We start from the raw sequence: 17,403 nt of genomic DNA, 5'->3' as shown, positions 1-17,403 counted from the left end.
TAGCCGGATTTCAGAATTCCGGCAGTCCGTCAGCTGAGGTCAACATTTCGGGTGCCGAACCACCAGGTCAGCAGAAACCCGCCGGTCCAGGCGACCATCAGCCCGGCCAGATAGACCGCCATCCCGGCGAAGATCCCCTGTCCGGACGTCATCAGCGGCAGCGTGACCAGACCGGATGGCCCGAATACCGTATTCATCCCCACCGGTAATCCCAGCCACGCCACCAGTCCGATAAAGAAACCGCCCAGCGCTCCGCCCCCACAGGCGGTGACGAAGGGCTTGAGGCGCGGCAGGGTGACGCCGTAGATCAGAGGTTCACCGACACCCAGCAGGCCCGGCACAATGGCACCTTTGATCTGCGCCCGCAGCAGTGCCCCCTTCTCCGCTTTGCACCACAGCGCCAGTGCTGCACCGACCTGCCCGGCCCCCGCCATTGCCAGAATCGGAAACAGGGAGTTAAAGCCCTGGCTTTCCATCAGCGCAAAGTAGACCGGAATAAAACCCTGATGGATGCCGAACATCACCGCAATCAGGAACAGCCCGGCCAGCAGAGCACAGCCAAAGGGATTATTGTTGAGATGGATGAACAGCCATGACATCCCTCTGAACAGTTCACCGCCCAGCGGCATGATGAGCAGATAGGTGATGGCGCCGGTGATCACCAGTGTAAACAGCGAAGTGAGGATCATATCGAGATTATCGGGAATGATGCGGCGCAGCTGTTTCTCAATCCATGCCCCGATAATCGTCGCCATCAGCACCCCGATAATGTTGCCGCGCGGATCGATGCTGAGGCCAAAGAAGCTCTCCATCCCGCCGTAGTAACCCGTGGTGGCAGTGGGCACATAGCCCAGCACAAACAGCGAGGCGATGATGGCACCATTGACGCCGCTGCCGCCAAAGGCTTTCTGCGCGTTGTAGCCAATCAGGATGCTGAGAAAGGTGAACAGCCCTTTGCCGAACACTTTCATGTACGCCACGGTGTGCAGCAGCCAGGGCGCATGGTCGCCGGGCGTATTAAGGTGGAGGCTTTGCTCAATCAGCGTGGCAAAACCGAGCAGCAGGCCCGCGCCGATAAAGCCCGGAATCAGCGGGGTAAAAATGGTGGCAAAACGCGACAGAAACTGGTGAACGCCGTGGGTCTGTTTCGCCCTGAGCTGCTGCTTCTGCTCCGCCGCCCGCGGTGCCAGATCCGCCGTCTGCTGGCGCGGAGGTGGCGAGATATCTTCCTGTGACAGCAGGCGCTGCATCCCTTCCGCGGCGGTCTGCGCTTTCCCCGGACCGAGGACAATCTGAAGCTGCGCCTCGCTGTCGATGACGCCCAGCACGCCCGGCAGGCTTTTCAGGCGTGCCAGATCGGCCTGCCCGGCCTGATTGAGCGTCAGCCGCAGCCGCGTCATGCAGTGGCCGCAGGCTGCGATATTGTGCGCCCCTCCGACCGCCTGCAGGATATCGCGCAGCAGTGCTACGGTGATGCTGGCCATCAGCGTGCTCCCGCTGCCTGCAGAGCCTGGCGGATAAAGCCCTGATGCTGGCTGAGCAGCGCTTTTGCCTCATCGGCGTCCAGTCCGGCCAGCACCATGAGGATGGCCGTTTTGCAGTGTCCGCCGCAGGCGGTGAGCGCGGCGCGGGCCGTGGCGTCATCGCAATCCGTGGCCTGCATGACGATGTTGACCTGGCGCTGCACCAGCTTCTGATTCGTGGCTTCCACATCCACCATGAGATTGCCGTAGACCTTTCCGCTGCGGATCATCGCGCCGGTGGTAAGCATGTTGAGCACCAGTTTCTGCGCCGTGCCCGCTTTCATGCGGGAAGAGCCGGTGACAATCTCCGGGCCGACCACCGGAGTGAGCGCAATCGCGGCAACCTGTGCCATGGCGCTGTCCGGATTACAGGTGAGCGCCACGGTGGTCGCGCCAAGTTCGTTCGCGTAAGCCAGCGCACCCAGCACGTAGGGTGTGCGACCGCTGGCGGCGATACCGACCAAAATATCGTGGCGGCTGAAGCGGATATCTTTCAGATCCTGCGCGCCCTGCTCCCGGTTATCTTCGGCGTTTTCAACCGCCTGCAGGATGGCGGTATGGCCACCGGCGATCAGGCCGATAACCTGTTCGCGGGGGGTGCCAAAGGTGGGCGGGCATTCGCTGGCGTCCAGAATACCGAGCCGTCCGGAGGTGCCTGCGCCGCAGTAGATCAGTCGTCCACCGGCCCGGAAGGCGGCGCAGATGGCGTCAACGGCGGCAGCGATCTGCGGCAGGATAGCCTCAACCGCCAGCGCGACCTTTTTATCTTCATCATTAATGACGCGCAGCATCGCTTCGGTGGAGAGTTCGTCAATGTTCTGGCTGGCCGGGTTGCGGCCTTCGGTAATCATCTGGCTGAGGTCGAGTTTCATGGCGGGCTCCGCAAAAGGAATAAATTATTCAAACCGGAAAACATTATAAAGAATGATTAATTCGCTGGGGGAGATCTTTTTTCACTGGATGTGAGTGGCGTCGTTGTCAAACCGGAGCCGGTCAGAAAAGGTTCACCTGATCGTAAAGACGCATTCGTCATCCATGACGCTCGGCCCACGCCGTCCCTGGCGTGGGACGCTTTACTCGTCAGGTGAACATTTTCTTCCCTCAGGCTGTTTTACTGCTGTTTGAAAAGAAGTTTTAGCCGGACATCTGCCCTATCGACCCGGTATGAACTAAGCCACATAAAAAAAGGGCCCAACTTTCGTTGAGCCCTTTCTGCGTGAACGAGAACGATCAGCCTGCGGTCTGCGTCCGCAGCTGCAGCTCGTACGCCTTCGCCTGTTCTGCATCGAACTGGTTTTCCCAGCGGGAAATCACCAGCACCGCCAGCGCGTTACCGACCACGTTCAGTGCGGTACGCGCCATGTCCATGATGCGGTCAACACCAGCGATAAACGCCAGGCCTTCCAGCGGAATGCCGACGCTGCCCAGGGTGGCCAGCAGCACCACGAACGACACGCCCGGCACGCCGGCGATCCCTTTCGAGGTCACCATCAGCGTCAGCACCAGCACAATCTCGTCGGTCAGTGACAGGTCAATGCCATAGAGCTGCGCGATAAAGATGGCCGCGATGCTCTGATAAAGCGTTGAACCATCGAGATTAAATGAATAGCCGGTCGGCACCACAAAGCTGGTGATCGCTTTCGGCGCGCCGTAGGCTTCCATCTTCTCCATGATGCGTGGCAGCACGGTTTCCGAACTGGAGGTGGAGTAAGAGAGGATCAGCTCATCTTTCAGGATACGCATCAGGGTGGTGATCCGCAGCTTGCAGAGACGCGCCACGCCGCCCAGTACCACGAAGGCGAAGAAGAGAATCGCCACGTAAACCAGCAGCACCAGCTTGGCCAGCGGCCAGAGCGAGGCAAAGCCGAAGTTGGCAATCGTCACCGCAATCAGCGCAAACACCCCTACCGGCGCATAGCGCATGATCATGTTCGTGACTTTAAACATCGTTTCAGAGATGCCACGGAACAGGTTCACCAGCGGATCGCGCTGTTCTGACGGCAGAGACGAGAGGCCTAAGCCAAACAGTACCGAGAAAAAGATAATCGGCAGCATGTCGCCCTTCACCATTGAGGCGAAGATGTTCTGCGGGATCAGCGACAGAATGGTGGCGACCAGGCTGTGCGGACCGCCCTGCACCTCTGCCGTTGTCGCTTCATATTTAGAGATGTCCACCGTTGCCAGCGTTGACATATCGATGCCGGTGCCGGGTTGAAATACGTTGGCCAGCGTAATACCGACCACAATGGCAAGGGTGGTGATCACTTCAAAGTAGAGAATCGTTTTGACGCCGATGCGTCCCAGCTTCTTTGCATCACCGACGCCGGCAATGCCGACCACCAGGGATGAAATCACAATCGGTACCACAATCATCTTGATGAGATGAATGAAGATATCGCCTGCCGGACTGAGAATGTTGGTGACTAACCATTCACGATTGTCTGGCTGATTATGCAACACAGCGCCCACGATGATACCAAGCACAAGGGCTGTCAGAATCTGCCAGGCCAGGCTGATTTTAAAACCTTTCATAACGTGTCATTTCCTCAGTCAAAACCCGTTTTTTCTCTGCTGCGAAGGTGCAGAAGACGATACACACAGGGAGTGAGCAAAAAGCCCGGTAAATTAGAGGGTGTCTTGAAACAGCGCCTCGTATGAAAATCTGACGATTCCCATACCCATTTTCAGACGCGGTCTGAGTTGATACCTGCAGAACAGGGGCGAGATAAGTACCATTTTCACTGTGGTAAATGCAACCCCTGGCGGATCCGATTAAAAGTTCACCACCTGAGTAGCATAAAGTGCTGCTGACGCTGAAAAACCCTAACCTGCTGTTATGAAAAGTATTACTTCGATGAATTTACGCATAGCTATGCAGGAGCGGTTAAAAAGGCTCCCGGCGCGTTTGCTCGCTTTTTATTCAGGATGAGTGTCAAAAGGTCATGCCTGTCGCCCTTATCCCCGTCGGCTTATCCAGCAGAAATATCGGGATAGCCTCCCGCTCAGGCGGCGAAGAAATATCCCGTGATCTGTGGCGCAAAAAAGAAACAAAGGCTCAGGGCAGGCTTCAATTAACTATTGATTGACATATCATTAACATCTTCAAGGAGATCCGCCATGAGCCAAAACCACAAACATCCTGTTCCAGAGAACATTGCAGCGAATGCCCTGATCACAGCAGAACAGTATCAGGCGATGTATCAGCACTCTGTCGACGACCCGGACAGTTTCTGGGGCGAACAGGGCAAAATCCTTGACTGGATTAAGCCCTACAGCACCGTGAAAAACTGCTCATTTGCACCGGGTAACATCAGCATTCGCTGGTACGAAGATGGCACGCTGAACCTGGCGGCAAACTGCCTTGACCGTCAACTCGCCACGCGCGGCGACCACCCGGCCATTATCTGGGAAGGCGACGACGCCAGCGAGAGCAAAACCCTGACCTTCCGCCAGCTGCATGCTGAAGTCTGTCGCTTCGCCAACGTGCTGGAGCTGCTGGAGGTGAAAAAAGGCGATGTGGTGGCGATCTATATGCCGATGGTGCCGGAAGCGGCTGTGGCGATGCTGGCCTGTGCGCGTATCGGGGCCGTTCACTCGGTGATCTTTGGCGGCTTCTCACCGGAGGCGGTGGCGGGCCGTATCGTCGACTCCAGTGCCTCGCTGGTGATCACCGCGGATGAAGGGATCCGCGCCGGCCGCAGCATCCCGCTGAAGAAAAATGTCGATGACGCATTAAAAAATCCTGCCGTCACCAGCGTGAAGAACGTGGTGGTCTTCCGGCGCACCGGTAGAGAGGTGGGCTGGGTGGAAGGCCGCGATCGGTGGTGGCATGACCTGATGCAGAACGCCAGCACCAATCACTCCCCAGCCGAAGTGGGTGCAGAAGATCCGCTGTTTATCCTCTATACCTCCGGCTCCACCGGTAAACCCAAAGGGGTACTGCACACCACGGGCGGCTATCTGGTCTATGCGGCGACCACCTTTAAGTTTGTCTTTGATTACCATCAGGATGATATCTACTGGTGCACCGCCGATGTCGGCTGGGTCACCGGTCACAGCTATCTGGTCTATGGCCCGCTGGCCTGTGGCGCAACCACGCTGATGTTTGAAGGGGTGCCGAACTGGCCCACACCGAGCCGCATGGCGGAAGTGGTCGATAAACATAAAGTGACCCTGCTCTACACCGCGCCCACGGCTATCCGTGCGCTGATGGCGGAAGGCGATAAGGCGATAGCGAACACTGACCGCAGCACGCTGCGCATCATGGGTTCGGTCGGCGAGCCGATCAACCCGGAAGCCTGGGAGTGGTACTATCAGAAAATCGGCAACAGCCGCTGCCCGATTGTGGACACCTGGTGGCAGACCGAAACCGGCGGCTTCATGATCACCCCGCTGCCGGGTGCAACCGAGCTGAAAGCCGGTTCCGCCACCCGGCCGTTCTTCGGGGTGCAGCCCGCGCTGGTAGACAACGAAGGTCAGCCTCAGGAAGGTGCCTGCGAAGGCAACCTGGTGATCACGGAATCCTGGCCCGGACAGGCGCGAACGCTCTTTGGCGATCACGACCGTTTCGAGCAGACCTATTTTTCCACCTTTAAAAATGCCTACTTCAGTGGTGACGGTGCCCGTCGCGATGAGGATGGCTACTACTGGATCACCGGCCGCGTTGATGACGTACTCAATGTCTCCGGTCACCGGCTCGGCACTGCCGAAATTGAGTCAGCGCTGGTGTCGCACCCGAAAATTGCCGAAGCCGCGGTGGTGGGCATTCCGCACAGCATCAAAGGTCAGGCGATTTATGCCTATATCACGCTGAATCACGGCGAGGAGCCGTCACCGGAGCTTTACACCGAAGTCCGCCAGTGGGTACGCAAAGAGATCGGCCCGATAGCCACGCCGGATGTGCTGCACTGGACGGACTCTCTGCCGAAAACCCGCTCCGGCAAAATCATGCGCCGTATTCTGCGCAAAATTGCCACCGGCGACACCAGCAATCTGGGTGACACCTCCACGCTCGCCGATCCTGGCGTCGTAGAAAAACTGCTTGAGGAGAAACAGTCCATCAACATGCCTTAAGCGCACGCTGTCCGGCGGGAAGATCGCTTCCCGCCCCCCCCGCCCCACGCAGTCTGTTTCGGTAGTCACAAATATTATAACCAGCTGAATCCGCGTCCTGACGCGAGGTTCTCCCCTGCAAGACCTCTGGAGAAAATGTGATGAATGACGCCCTTTCGAGTCAGGATGCAATCAATCAACAGATTGAACGTAATCCCCGTTTTCATGAGCTAGTCCGTAAACGCCAGGCGTTCGCGACGCTGCTGTCGCTGATTATGCTGGTGCTTTATGTCGGTTTTATTCTGCTGATTGCGTTCGCGCCCGGCTGGCTCGGTACGCCGCTGCACGCCGGCACCAACGTGACCCGCGGTATCCCGATTGGTGTCGGGCTGATTGTGGTCTCCTTTCTGCTGACCGGCGTCTATGTCTGGCGCGCCAACGGGGAGTTTGACCGTTTAACCAAAGCGATCCTCAGCGAGGTGAAATCATGACCCGACTCACCTTATGGCTGCTGGCCCTGATGCTGCCCTTCTCCGCGCTGGCCGCCGATGCGATAACCGGTGCCGTGCAGCGTCAGGCAACCAACTATCAGGCGATCATCATGTTTATGATTTTCGTCGGGGCCACGCTGGGGATTACTTACTGGGCCTCCAGACGAACCCGTTCACGCAATGACTACTACACCGCGGGCGGCAACATCACCGGCTTTCAGAACGGTCTGGCGATGGCGGGAGACTTTATGTCCGCGGCGTCGTTCCTGGGGATATCGGCGCTGGTTTACACCTCCGGTTATGACGGGCTGATCTACTCGCTCGGCTTCCTGGTCGGCTGGCCGATGATTCTGTTTTTGATCGCCGAACGGCTCCGCAACCTGGGTCGCTATACCTTTGCGGATGTCGCCTCCTATCGTCTTAAGCAGATGCCGATCCGCATTCTCTCCGCCTGCGGTTCGCTGGTGGTGGTGGCGCTCTACCTGATTGCACAGATGGTGGGGGCCGGGAAGCTGATCCAGCTGCTGTTTGGTCTTAACTACCATGTGGCGGTGATTCTGGTCGGCATTCTGATGGTGATGTATGTGCTGTTTGGCGGCATGCTCGCCACCACCTGGGTGCAGATCATCAAAGCGGTGCTGCTGCTGTTTGGCGCCACCTTTATGGCGGTGATGGTCATGAAGGCGACCGGTTTCAGCTTTAATACGCTCTTCACCGAAGCGATGGCGGTACATCCCAAAGGCACCGCAATTATGCAGCCTGGCGGACTGGTCAAAGATCCCATTTCGGCGCTGTCACTGGGCTTAGGGCTGATGTTTGGTACGGCTGGCCTGCCACACATTCTGATGCGCTTCTTCACCGTGGCCGATGCCAAAGAGGCGCGGAAAAGCGTCTTCTGGGCTACCGGCTTCATGGGTTACTTCTACTTCCTGACCTTCATTATCGGCTTTGGGGCCATTCTGCTGGTCGGCGCGAATCCGGCGTTTAAAGATGCGGCGGGTGCGCTGATAGGCGGTAACAACATGGCGGCGGTGCACCTGGCGAATGCGGTGGGCGGCAGCACCTTCCTCGGCTTTATCTCTGCGGTCGCTTTTGCCACGATTCTGGCGGTGGTGGCGGGCTTAACCCTGGCAGGCGCGTCGGCGGTGTCGCACGATCTCTATGCCAGCGTTTACCGTAAAGGTCAGGCCAGCGAAAAGGATGAACTGCGGGTCTCTAAAATCACCGTGCTGGCGCTGGGCGTGGTGGCGATTGCGCTGGGAATTCTGTTTGAGAAGCAGAACATTGCCTTTATGGTCGGGCTGGCCTTCTCCATTGCGGCCAGCTGTAATTTCCCGATCATCCTGCTGTCGATGTACTGGTCAAAACTCACCACGCGCGGCGCGATGGTGGGCGGCTGGCTCGGTCTGCTGACCGCGGTGATCCTGATGATCCTCGGCCCGACGGTGTGGGTGCAGGTGCTGGGCAACGCCACACCGATCTTCCCGTATGAGTATCCGGCGCTGTTCTCGATGATCGTGGCCTTTGTGGGCATCTGGATCTTCTCAATTACCGACCATTCGCCGCAGGGTGCAGAGGAGCGTTCGCGCTTCCGGGCGCAGTTCATCCGCTCGCAGACCGGCACCGGTATTGAACAGGGTAAAGCGCACTGATCGTCCTCTGAAACGGGCAGAGACAGGCCATAAAAAAAGGGCGGCTCAATCAGCCGCCCTTTTCTTTCATGTCGCGCATCAGAAACGCAGTGAAGCCCCGACATAAGGACCATCGACCAGCACGTTATCTTTGCGTCCATCTTTGTTGTTCAGCTCGATGTACTGATAACCCACGCGCAGGTTAAGCAGTGAGACCGGCGTGAAGCTCAGGCCGCCCGCCGCTTCCTGGTAGCTGTCCAGCTGATCGGTGAAGGACTCCGGCGCATAGTAGTATTCGCCATACAGGCCCCACATGCTGTTCAGGCTGTAGTGTGCTGCACCACCCAGCGCCACCGCAAATCCATCTTTTCCATCTTCAGGATGGGTGAAGATCGCTTTTGCGGTCGGCGCCAGACGCAGCGGCCCGAAATCGACGTTGTAACCCAGACCGGCACCGTAGGTGCTGCCGTCATGGTCGCTACGCAGCCAGTTACCCTTCAGAAACAGCCCAGGCGTGGTGGTGCCCAGACCCAGATTCAGGTTGGTGTTGTGTTCACTGACATCAACACTGCCTTCGATTGCCTGAGCGGCACCGCTCAGTAAAACCAGCCCGAGGGCGCTCCCGGTAACAAGTTGCTTAAACATGATTCCACTCCGTGAAAGGACAATTAATTCGGCCGCAAGGTTAACAGCCTGAAAAACGGAGACAACATTATCCGGAAAACTTTACGTAAAAATACGTGTCGCGGTCAGGAGAGTCGCCTGCGCAGAGCAGTGTAGACTATATCGTCCACATCAGGTGTCCAATCAGCGGAGCCAGAACCACGGTCACCACGCCAGAAAGCATCATCACCAGGCTGGCGACAACGCCCTCCTGCTGCCCAAGCTGATAAGCACGTGCCGTTCCGGCGCCGTGCGATGCTGCGCCCAGTCCCGCGCCTTTCGCTACGCCCTGTTTAATGGCAATGCGCAGAAACAGGACGTCACCCACCGCCATGCCAAACACGCCGGTGATCACCACAAACAGCGCCACCAGATCGGGCTGTCCGCCAATCGGCCCCGCGGCGGCCAGCGCAAAGGGGGTGGTGATGGAGCGAACGGCAAGGCTGCGCTGAATCGACTCCGGTAACGTCAGCAACCGCGCCAGCCAGACGGAACTGCAGACGGCCACCAGCGTGGCGGTCACGACGCCCGCGCTCAGCGACAGCCAGTGACGCTTAATAATCGCCACGTTCTCATACACCGGCACGGCGAAGGCCAGCGTGGCGGGCCCCAGCAGCCACAGCAGCCAGTGGTTTTCAGCGATGTAATCCTGCCAGCTGATGTGCGTCAGCAGCAGCAGCGCCACCAGCACCAGCGGCGTCATGACCAGTGGCATCAGCAGCAGCGTCCGCCAGCGCCGGTAGAGCCGTTTATTCAGCGCATAGACCAGCAGGGTCACCGCCACACAGAGCAGGCTGAGCAGAATATCACGCATGGGGGCCCTGCTTACGCGCGGCGCGCGCGACTTCATACTGATAAAGCCGATCCACGACCCAGGCGGTGGAAGCCAGCACCAGCAGGGTACTGACGCCGATCACCACGCAGATGCGCCAGCCGTCGACCCGCAGCAGATCGCCATAGTTGACCACCGCAACCACGGCCGGAATGAAGAACAGCAGCATCTCGGCCAGCAGCCAGCGTGACCCCGCTTTCACCCAGTTGAGCGGCACGACGCGCGTCACGATCAATGCCAGCAGCAGCAGCATGCCGACGATGTTGGCAGGCAACGGCAGATGCAGCCACGTCACCAGCCGGTCGCAGGCGATAAACAGACCGATATAGAACCCCAGCTGCAGCGGCAGACTCAGCCATTGCGCTGCGCGGTGACTGCGTGGTGTGAGTGCTAACGCCATACCCTTCTCTCCTGATTAAATTCACCGCACCAGTATAAATCGGCGACAGAAGGTGAAAAAAATGAATTAAAATTATCGCAATCATGCCTGAAAGGAATAGTTATGGATGTCCGCGCCCTGCGTTACTTTACTGAAGTGGTTCGTCAGCAGAGCTTTACCCGAGCGGCACAGAAGCTGTTTGTGACGCAGCCGACCATCAGCAAAATGCTGCGCCAGCTGGAGGAGGAGCTGGGCTGTACGCTGCTTCTGCGCGATGGCCGTCGCCTGCATCTTACCGACAGCGGACAGGCGGTCTATCAGCGCGGGCTGGCGATCCTGCAGGAGTTTCATCAGCTGGAAGCGGAGATCGGTGACATCAACGAGCTGAAAACCGGTGAGCTGCGGCTCGGCATTCCACCGATGGTCGGGATGCAGATAGCCGGATCGATCTCCGCGTTTCGCCGCCGCTATCCGGGTGTGGCGCTGAAAATTTCGGAGTTTGGCGGGCTGACCGTCCAGCAGGCGGTGCTGGCGGGCACTCTGGACATCGCCCTGACCGCCCTGCCGGTTGACGCCGGGCTGCCGCTGAACACCCTGCCCCTGATGCACCATCCGCTCTGCGTGCTGCTGCCCCGGCATCCGGTGTGGCTTGGCCGCCAGCAGATTGGACTGGCTGAACTGGCGCAGCATCCGCTGCTGATTTTCAACGAGGAGTTTTCGCTGAACCGTCAGCTGATGCAGGCATTTCAGCGGCTCAGTCTGACGCCGACCATAGCGGTGCGCAGCGGCCAGTGGGACTTTCTGGCGGCGATGGTGCAGGCGGAAATGGGGCTGGCGATTCTGCCGGAGCCGATCTGTCAGCGGCTGGATAAGCACTCTTTATTGTGGCTGCCGCTGGAGTCGGAGCTGAAGTGGAGTCTGGGTCTGATCTGGCGGGAAGGCAGTTATCTGTCGCGCAGTGCGCAGGCGTGGATAGCGTGCTGTCGCGAGCACTGGCCGGATCAGCCGCCGCGTCTGTCGGTGTAGCAGGCGGGCGCGCCGCGTTATCGCAGACGCGCCCGTTGCGGATTACTCCTCTTTTTCGATCAGCAGCGCTTCCAGCAGGTCCAGGTCGTGCAGTAATTTCTGCATCGTCTCATTGGAGATCTGCTGAGTAGCGCGCAGATGATAGACCTCGGCGCGTTCGGCGCGCAGTCCGGTCAGGCGGAAGCGACGCTCCAGGTTTTCAGCGAACAGCGCATGTTCGAGGTCGTTCTTGCCTTCGGCGCGACGACGTAAGTTGCCGATCACCCGCAGGCTCACCTCTTTCAGCAGCTCCGGATCGATATTCTCTTCCGACTCCTTCTCCAGCCGCTCTTCCATTTTGTGCAGGCTCTCAATCGCGGCTCCGGCCATGACCGCACGGGCGTTCTGCAGTTCGCGGCGATGCGCACCCTTGTCGATGGTATCGATGCCGCGCAGCAGAATCGGCAGGATCACCACGCCCACCAGCAGCGAGAACAGAATCACCCCGGTTGCAATAAACACCAGCTCATAACGCGCCGGGAAGGGTTCGCCATTGCTCAGGAACAGGGGAATTGAGAGCACACCCGCCAGGGTAATCGCACCGCGGACACCGGCAAAAGAGGCGATCAGCAGTTCGCGCAGCGAGTAGTTGGAGAACTCCAGCGGCTTCTTCTTCAGCAGGCGTTTACTGAAGCGCTGCATAATCCACAGCCAGCCGAAACGCACCAGCATCAGCGCCAGATAGACCAGCGCGATATCAGCGAACAGCATCCAGAGTTCGACGTTGGGATCGGCCTGCGCCTGGTCAACCGAGGTCTGCAGAATGTCCGGTAACTGCAGGCCAAGCATCAGGAAGACCATGCCGTTAAAGACAAACTCCAGCATCTGCCAGACGCTGTTGGCGCGCAGACGCATCGCCAGCGGAGCCTGACGGATAATGCCGGAGCGGGTGATGGTCATACCGGCCGCCACGGCTGCCAGGATGCCTGACACACCCAGATGTTCGGCAATCAGGTAAGAGGCGAACGGCAGCAGCAGCAGCAGAACGGTCTGGGTCGCCGGGTCGTCACCGCTCCAGCGGCTGAGCAGGCGCAGCGATTTCCCGTAGAGCCAGCAGACCGCCACACCCGCCACCAGACCACCGACGGCGACTTTCAGGAATTCGATGCTCGCGCCGCCCCAGGTAAAGACCATGGTGCCCATGGCGACAGCCACGGCAAACTTCAGCGACACCAGGCCCGACGCGTCGTTCATCAGTGCTTCACCCTGCACGATCGACATAATCTTTTTAGGGATGCGGCCTTCACCGACGATGCCGGAGAGCGCCACGGCGTCGGTGGGCGACAGTACCGCCGCCAGTGCAAAAGCGGGGATCAGCGGGATACCTGGCACCATCCAGTAGATGAGATAGCCGATACCAATTACGGTAATCAGCACCAGCGCCAGCGCTAAGCCGATAATTTCACGACCGTGATGCAGGAACTCACTGATCGGCGTCTTCCAGCCATCCGCGAACAGCAGCGGCGGGATGAACAGCACCAGAAACAGTTCCGGGTCAAAGTCGACATGCAGACCAAACGTCGGCCAGGCCAGCAGCGCACCTGCGGCGATCTGGACAAGGGGTAACGGGATCTGAAAAGGGAGAATGCGGGCCGCGACGCCGGAGAGCGACACGACCAGCGTCATGATGAGAATAGTAAAAAAGATTTCCATGCTTTCCTTAGGCGTCGTTTCTTTCAGTCATTGGTTAAGCGATAAAGTGTAAAACAAACGGCGATGAAGGGTGTCAGCTACGCGTGCGACGAGGAGGAAAAAAGTGAAAAATTCCGGACGCGTTGTTACACGTCCGGTTCAGCAGTCAGATCGCCCAGCCTCCGGCATAAAACGCCACCAGCGCAACGGCAATCACGACGGTGCCGACGTTGAGCCTGCGCCATTCGCCCGCGAAGAGACGGCCCACCACCAGGCTGGCAAACCCAATCATGATGCCGGTCACGATGTTGCAGGTGAGCACGATGATCACCGCCGTTAACAGACCCGACATCGCATCAACAAAATCAGCGAAGTCGATTTTTGCCACGTTGCTCAGCATCAGCAGACCCACATACATCAGGGCAGGTGCCGTGGCGTATGCCGGTACCAGGTAAGCCAGCGGCGACATAAACAGAATGGCCAGGAACAGCAGGCCGACCACAATGGCGGTCAGACCCGTTTTACCGCCCGCCGCCGTTCCCGCCGCCGACTCGATATAGACTGCCGCCGGCGACGCGCCGACCAGACCGGCGAACAGGCTGCTGACAGAGTCCGAGGTCAGGGCACGGCCGCCATTGATGATCTGGCCCTGCTTATCCAGCAGATTGGCTTGCCCCGCCACGGCGCGAATGGTGCCGGTGGCATCAAAGACCGCCGTCATGACCAGTGCCAGCACGCTCGGCAGCACCACCGGCTGCAGGGCACCCATGATATCGAGGCTGAACAGCAGCGACTGTCCCTGCGCATCGCGCAGGTCAGGCAGCGCAAACAGCCCGTGATACGTCACCGCCGGGTCAAAGATCAGTCCCAGCAGTGAAATAGCGATAATCGTCAGCAGGATGCCGCCCGGCACCCGGCGCTTCTCCAGCCCGATAATCGCCGCCAGACCCAGCAGCGTCATCATCACCGGAAAGGTGGTGAAGTGGCCCAAGGCGACCGGCAGGCCGGGAGCCGGATTTTTAACGACCAGGCCCACGCCATCCGCCGCAATCAGCAGCAGAAACAGACCAATTCCGACGCCGGTGCCGTGCGCCACCCCCATCGGCAGATTGCGCAGGATCCACGCACGGATACCGGTGACGGAGATCAGCGTAAAGAGCAGGCCCATCAGGAACACCGCGCCCAGCGCGACCGGCACGCTGATGTGCTGACCCAGCACCAGGCTGAATGCGGTAAAGGCGGTTAACGAGATCGCGCAGCCAATCGCCATCGGCAGGTTGGCCCATAAGCCCATCAGGATAGAACCAAAGCTGGCGACCAGACAGGTGGCGACAAAGACGGCCGTCGGGGAGAAACCGGCTTTGCCCAGCATCCCCGGTACGACGATTACGGAGTAAACCATCGCCAGAAAGGTGGTGAGTCCGGCCAGAATTTCCTGACGCACGCTGCTGCCTCGCGCCGAGATCGAGAACCAGGCGTCCAGTTTTCCACTGGCCGGGCGTGATTCAGTTGACATAATTGAGCCTCAAAAATTTTTGTTGTGTGGATCGCTCTGCGGCCATCGCTGTCCCTGGAATAAGCGGGTAGACGGTAACCCTGACCGGGCGGACCCGGCAGGCAAACGTTTACCTTGCCGCAGAGGGTGGGTCGCTAAAGGCGGCCGGATAAAAAGGCAGGCGATTATCCGGCGTTTGGCGGCACAGTTTCAACTGTCAGAGGGAGATTGTTCAGCATAAAGATCCGCGGTTCGGGGCGGAAAAGCGTGCAGCCGGGGCCAGTGCAACGCGCTGACGCATTGAAGTTAAAGCGGTTTCTGACGGACGGGGCACCGGCAAAGCCGTGAAGAGAGACGGCTCGCCGGGCGAAAAAGAGGATCAGCCTGGCAGCGAAAGCTCGCCGCCCTGAGCGATCGCGCGCTGCCAGGCGGCGCGCTGCTGTACGGTCTCTAACCATTTCCGGGTGGCGGGCATCTGATCCAGCCCGGCGCGCTGCGCCAGTGCCAGCAGCGGAAAGCTCATCTGGACATCGGCTATGGAGAAGCGCTCACCGGCAAACCAGGGGTTAGCTGCCAGATGCTGTTCAATCATCTTCATGTGCGGCTTTAGCTGTTTATCCAGATACGCCTTCTGCACCCCTTTCCCGAATGCCGCCCCGACCGGACGCAGCAGCCACGGCACCGGGGCTTTGCCCATCTGCCCGAAGATCAGCTTCATCACCAGCAGCGGCATCAGCGATCCCTCGGCGTAGTGCAGCCAATAGCGGCACTGCAGACGTGACGCCTCATCACTGATTTTCAGCCGGAAGGTGTGATCGTAGTTCTCTTCCAGGTATTCCAGGATGGCTCCCGACTCGGCCACAACCCGGTTGCCGTCGGTAATCACCGGCGATTTCCCCAGCGGATGCACCTTTTTCAGCGCCTCCGGGGCCAGCATGGTCGGTTCGCGTTGATAGCGTTTAATCTGGTACGGCACTTCCAGCTCTTCCAGCAGCCACAATACGCGTTGCGAGCGCGATTGCTCAAGATGGTGAACGGTGATCATCATGATTCCCTGTGTTTTGACCTCTCCTCAGTATAGACGTCACTCCACATCCGGATGTTTATCATCCTGTTCCGGGTCCAGCAGCACCGCACCCGACCCCTGCTCGCCCAGCCGGTCGCCGGGATTACGCAGCGGGCAGTCGCGCATCGACAGGCAGCCGCAGCCGATACATCCATCCAGATCGTTGCGCAGGCGGGTCAGGGTTTCGATGCGCTTATCCAGCTCTTCGCGCCAGTGCCGGGTCAGCGCATCCCATTCCGGTGTCGACATCCGTTTGTCAGCCGGGATGTGATCGAGACTGTCGCTGACCGTCGCCAGCGGAATACCGATGCGCTGAGCAATCTTGATAATCGCCACGCGTCGCAGCACGTCACGACTGTATCGCCGCTGATTGCCGCTGTTACGCGTACTGAAAATCAGCCCTTTGCTTTCATAAAAGTGCAGTGCCGACACCGCCACACCACTACGGCGCGCCACCTCACCCGGTGTTAACACCGGTTTTGGATAGTTGCGTTCTTTTTTCATCAGGCCCTTTACCTCAAGTTAACTTGAGGAATTATACTCCTTCTCTATCAAAACGACGAAACTCCCTATATCACTTATTAAGCACCAGAAGGATGAGGCCATGATGCAAGAAGAGATCATTCATTCCCTGACGCACTGGATTGACCAGAACCTCGACAAGAGTCTGTCGATCGATGAAGTTGCCGCTAAATCGGGTTATTCAAAATGGCACCTGCAGCGTATGTTCCGTACCGTGACGAAACAGACGCTGGGTGGCTATATTCGTGAGCGTCGCCTGACCCTGGCAGCAGAAGCGCTGTCGCAGACACAGCGCCCGGTTTTTGATATCGCAATGCAATATGGCTACGACTCGCAGCAGACCTTCTCCCGCGTGTTTCGCCGTCAGTTTTCGCAGACGCCAACTGCCTACCGGCATACCATGCGACGTCAGGCGATTCAGCGCCCTCGCCTGCTGAGCTTTGGCTGCAACGACGGCATTGGCAGCTATACCCAGCGCACCACCGGTGAGTGCTGTCCGGTTCGCTGACCGGCAGATGCGCCTGCAACAGGCGCATCTGACTGAATTTCCCGCATTTCCTCCCCTGCCGTTCATTTTTCCCCCGCTCCAGCTGCCATACCAGAGTCAAATTTTGTTCAAAATTTAAAATCGGGTGATATAATGTGACCCAAGTCACACTTTGAACCTGGTTTGACGGCGAAAAAGCCCCTCCTGACACGCTTTTCTGCCGCCGGTGATGTCCGCGAATTGTCAGGAATCCTTACTGATATTGAGGTCCACCGATGGCCACGTTAACCGCCAGTTTTCTTGTTATGCGCTGGGAGTTGCTGAGCGCAGTTCTGATGTTTTTTGCCAGTACCCTTAAAACCCGACTGCGTCAGGATAGCCGTCATGTGATGGCGTTTATGTGTGGCGGGATTGGTTTAGGTGTGACCTGCTGGTTTGTGACGGGGCTGATGGGCATTACCCTGAGCATGGAAAACGTGCATAACTTCCTGGAAATCTCAAAGCATGCGTTTATCGATGTGATGAGCCAGGCCCCTGCTGACTGGCCGATGCCCTGATCGATCGC

16 protein-coding genes are annotated in these 17,403 nt (G+C 58.6%); 6 read left to right on the top strand and 10 right to left on the bottom strand.

Annotated features, from left to right (window positions below; genetic code table 11):
- Nucleotides 1–29: 29 nt before the first annotated feature.
- From murP to gltP, 3 genes are all read right to left on the bottom strand, one after another.
- On the bottom strand, nt 30–1,484 hold the full coding sequence (gene murP, locus AC1V0D_RS11145; protein ID WP_482907422.1) for a PTS N-acetylmuramic acid transporter subunit IIBC: 1,455 nt from the start codon (nt 1,482–1,484) through the stop codon (nt 30–32).
- Nucleotides 1,484–2,395, bottom strand: a complete 912-nt coding sequence (gene murQ / locus AC1V0D_RS11140; protein ID WP_325936556.1) for an N-acetylmuramic acid 6-phosphate etherase — start codon at nt 2,393–2,395, stop codon at nt 1,484–1,486. The genes murP and murQ overlap by 1 nt, the downstream gene beginning before the upstream one ends.
- A gap of 358 nt (nt 2,396–2,753) precedes the next feature.
- A complete protein-coding gene (gene gltP, locus AC1V0D_RS11135) occupies nt 2,754–4,055 on the bottom strand; it encodes a glutamate/aspartate:proton symporter GltP (RefSeq protein WP_009092578.1) in 1,302 nt (433 codons plus the stop codon).
- A gap of 585 nt (nt 4,056–4,640) precedes the next feature.
- Here gltP and acs point away from each other — a divergent pair.
- The 3 genes from acs (at nt 4,641) to AC1V0D_RS11120 (ending at nt 8,718) form a co-directional block, all read left to right on the top strand.
- Nucleotides 4,641–6,596 carry an acetate--CoA ligase gene (gene acs / locus AC1V0D_RS11130; RefSeq protein WP_482907421.1) on the top strand — a complete coding sequence of 652 codons (1,956 nt, stop codon included), beginning with the start codon at nt 4,641–4,643 and terminating at the stop codon, nt 6,594–6,596.
- 140 nt (nt 6,597–6,736) lie between these two features.
- A complete protein-coding gene (locus AC1V0D_RS11125) occupies nt 6,737–7,066 on the top strand; it encodes a DUF485 domain-containing protein (RefSeq protein WP_009092580.1) in 330 nt (109 codons plus the stop codon).
- On the top strand, nt 7,063–8,718 hold the full coding sequence (locus tag AC1V0D_RS11120; protein ID WP_482907420.1) for a cation acetate symporter: 1,656 nt from the start codon (nt 7,063–7,065) through the stop codon (nt 8,716–8,718). Before AC1V0D_RS11125 ends, AC1V0D_RS11120 begins: the two co-directional genes overlap by 4 nt.
- Nucleotides 8,719–8,796: 78 nt before the next feature.
- Here AC1V0D_RS11120 and AC1V0D_RS11115 read toward each other — a convergent pair whose 3' ends face one another.
- The 3 genes from AC1V0D_RS11115 to AC1V0D_RS11105 form a co-directional block, all read right to left on the bottom strand.
- Complete coding sequence (locus AC1V0D_RS11115) at nt 8,797–9,342, bottom strand: YfaZ family outer membrane protein (RefSeq protein WP_009092582.1); 546 nt, start codon at nt 9,340–9,342, stop codon at nt 8,797–8,799.
- A 136-nt stretch (nt 9,343–9,478) separates the two neighbouring features.
- Nucleotides 9,479–10,174 carry an LrgB family protein gene (locus tag AC1V0D_RS11110; protein ID WP_046101024.1) on the bottom strand — a complete coding sequence of 232 codons (696 nt, stop codon included), beginning with the start codon at nt 10,172–10,174 and terminating at the stop codon, nt 9,479–9,481.
- Nucleotides 10,167–10,592, bottom strand: coding sequence for a CidA/LrgA family protein (locus AC1V0D_RS11105; RefSeq protein WP_046101023.1), 426 nt, complete (start codon nt 10,590–10,592; stop codon nt 10,167–10,169). The genes AC1V0D_RS11110 and AC1V0D_RS11105 overlap by 8 nt, the downstream gene beginning before the upstream one ends.
- Before the next feature lie 102 nt (nt 10,593–10,694).
- Between AC1V0D_RS11105 and AC1V0D_RS11100 the strand changes: the two genes are divergently transcribed.
- Nucleotides 10,695–11,597 carry a LysR family transcriptional regulator gene (locus AC1V0D_RS11100; protein WP_111208679.1) on the top strand — a complete coding sequence of 301 codons (903 nt, stop codon included), beginning with the start codon at nt 10,695–10,697 and terminating at the stop codon, nt 11,595–11,597.
- A gap of 42 nt (nt 11,598–11,639) precedes the next feature.
- On the opposite strand, the gene AC1V0D_RS11095 is transcribed toward AC1V0D_RS11100, so the two are convergent.
- The 4 genes from AC1V0D_RS11095 to soxR all read right to left on the bottom strand — a co-directional run bounded on the left by AC1V0D_RS11095 (nt 11,640) and on the right by soxR (nt 16,333).
- Nucleotides 11,640–13,289 (bottom strand): Na+/H+ antiporter, encoded by a 1,650-nt coding sequence (locus AC1V0D_RS11095; RefSeq protein WP_009092586.1) that lies wholly within the window; start codon nt 13,287–13,289, stop codon nt 11,640–11,642.
- Nucleotides 13,290–13,434: 145 nt separating this feature from the next.
- Nucleotides 13,435–14,784: an NCS2 family permease gene (locus AC1V0D_RS11090; protein WP_058957003.1), complete on the bottom strand. Its 1,350-nt coding sequence runs from the start codon at nt 14,782–14,784 to the stop codon at nt 13,435–13,437.
- 358 nt (nt 14,785–15,142) lie between these two features.
- Entirely contained in the window at nt 15,143–15,808 is a 666-nt protein-coding gene (locus AC1V0D_RS11085; RefSeq protein WP_167428935.1) for a glutathione S-transferase family protein, read from the bottom strand.
- Between the two features lie 39 nt (nt 15,809–15,847).
- Complete coding sequence (gene soxR, locus AC1V0D_RS11080; protein ID WP_009092590.1) at nt 15,848–16,333, bottom strand: redox-sensitive transcriptional activator SoxR; 486 nt, start codon at nt 16,331–16,333, stop codon at nt 15,848–15,850.
- Between the two features lie 100 nt (nt 16,334–16,433).
- On the opposite strand from soxR, the gene soxS reads away from it, so the two are divergent.
- Together soxS and AC1V0D_RS11070 are read left to right on the top strand one after the other, a co-directional pair.
- Nucleotides 16,434–16,859: a superoxide response transcriptional regulator SoxS gene (gene soxS / locus AC1V0D_RS11075; RefSeq protein WP_009092591.1), complete on the top strand. Its 426-nt coding sequence runs from the start codon at nt 16,434–16,436 to the stop codon at nt 16,857–16,859.
- Nucleotides 16,860–17,113: 254 nt separating this feature from the next.
- The gene (locus AC1V0D_RS11070; RefSeq protein WP_009092592.1) at nt 17,114–17,395 is read left to right on the top strand and encodes a YjcB family protein; all 282 of its coding nucleotides are present in this window, start codon (nt 17,114–17,116) and stop codon (nt 17,393–17,395) included.
- The last annotated feature ends 8 nt before the right edge of the window (nt 17,396–17,403 follow it).

Source organism: Pantoea sp. PA1 (genome assembly GCF_056856975.1).
Note: the sequence above shows the minus strand (reverse complement) of the source record. Positions and strands in the feature narration are given on the sequence as shown.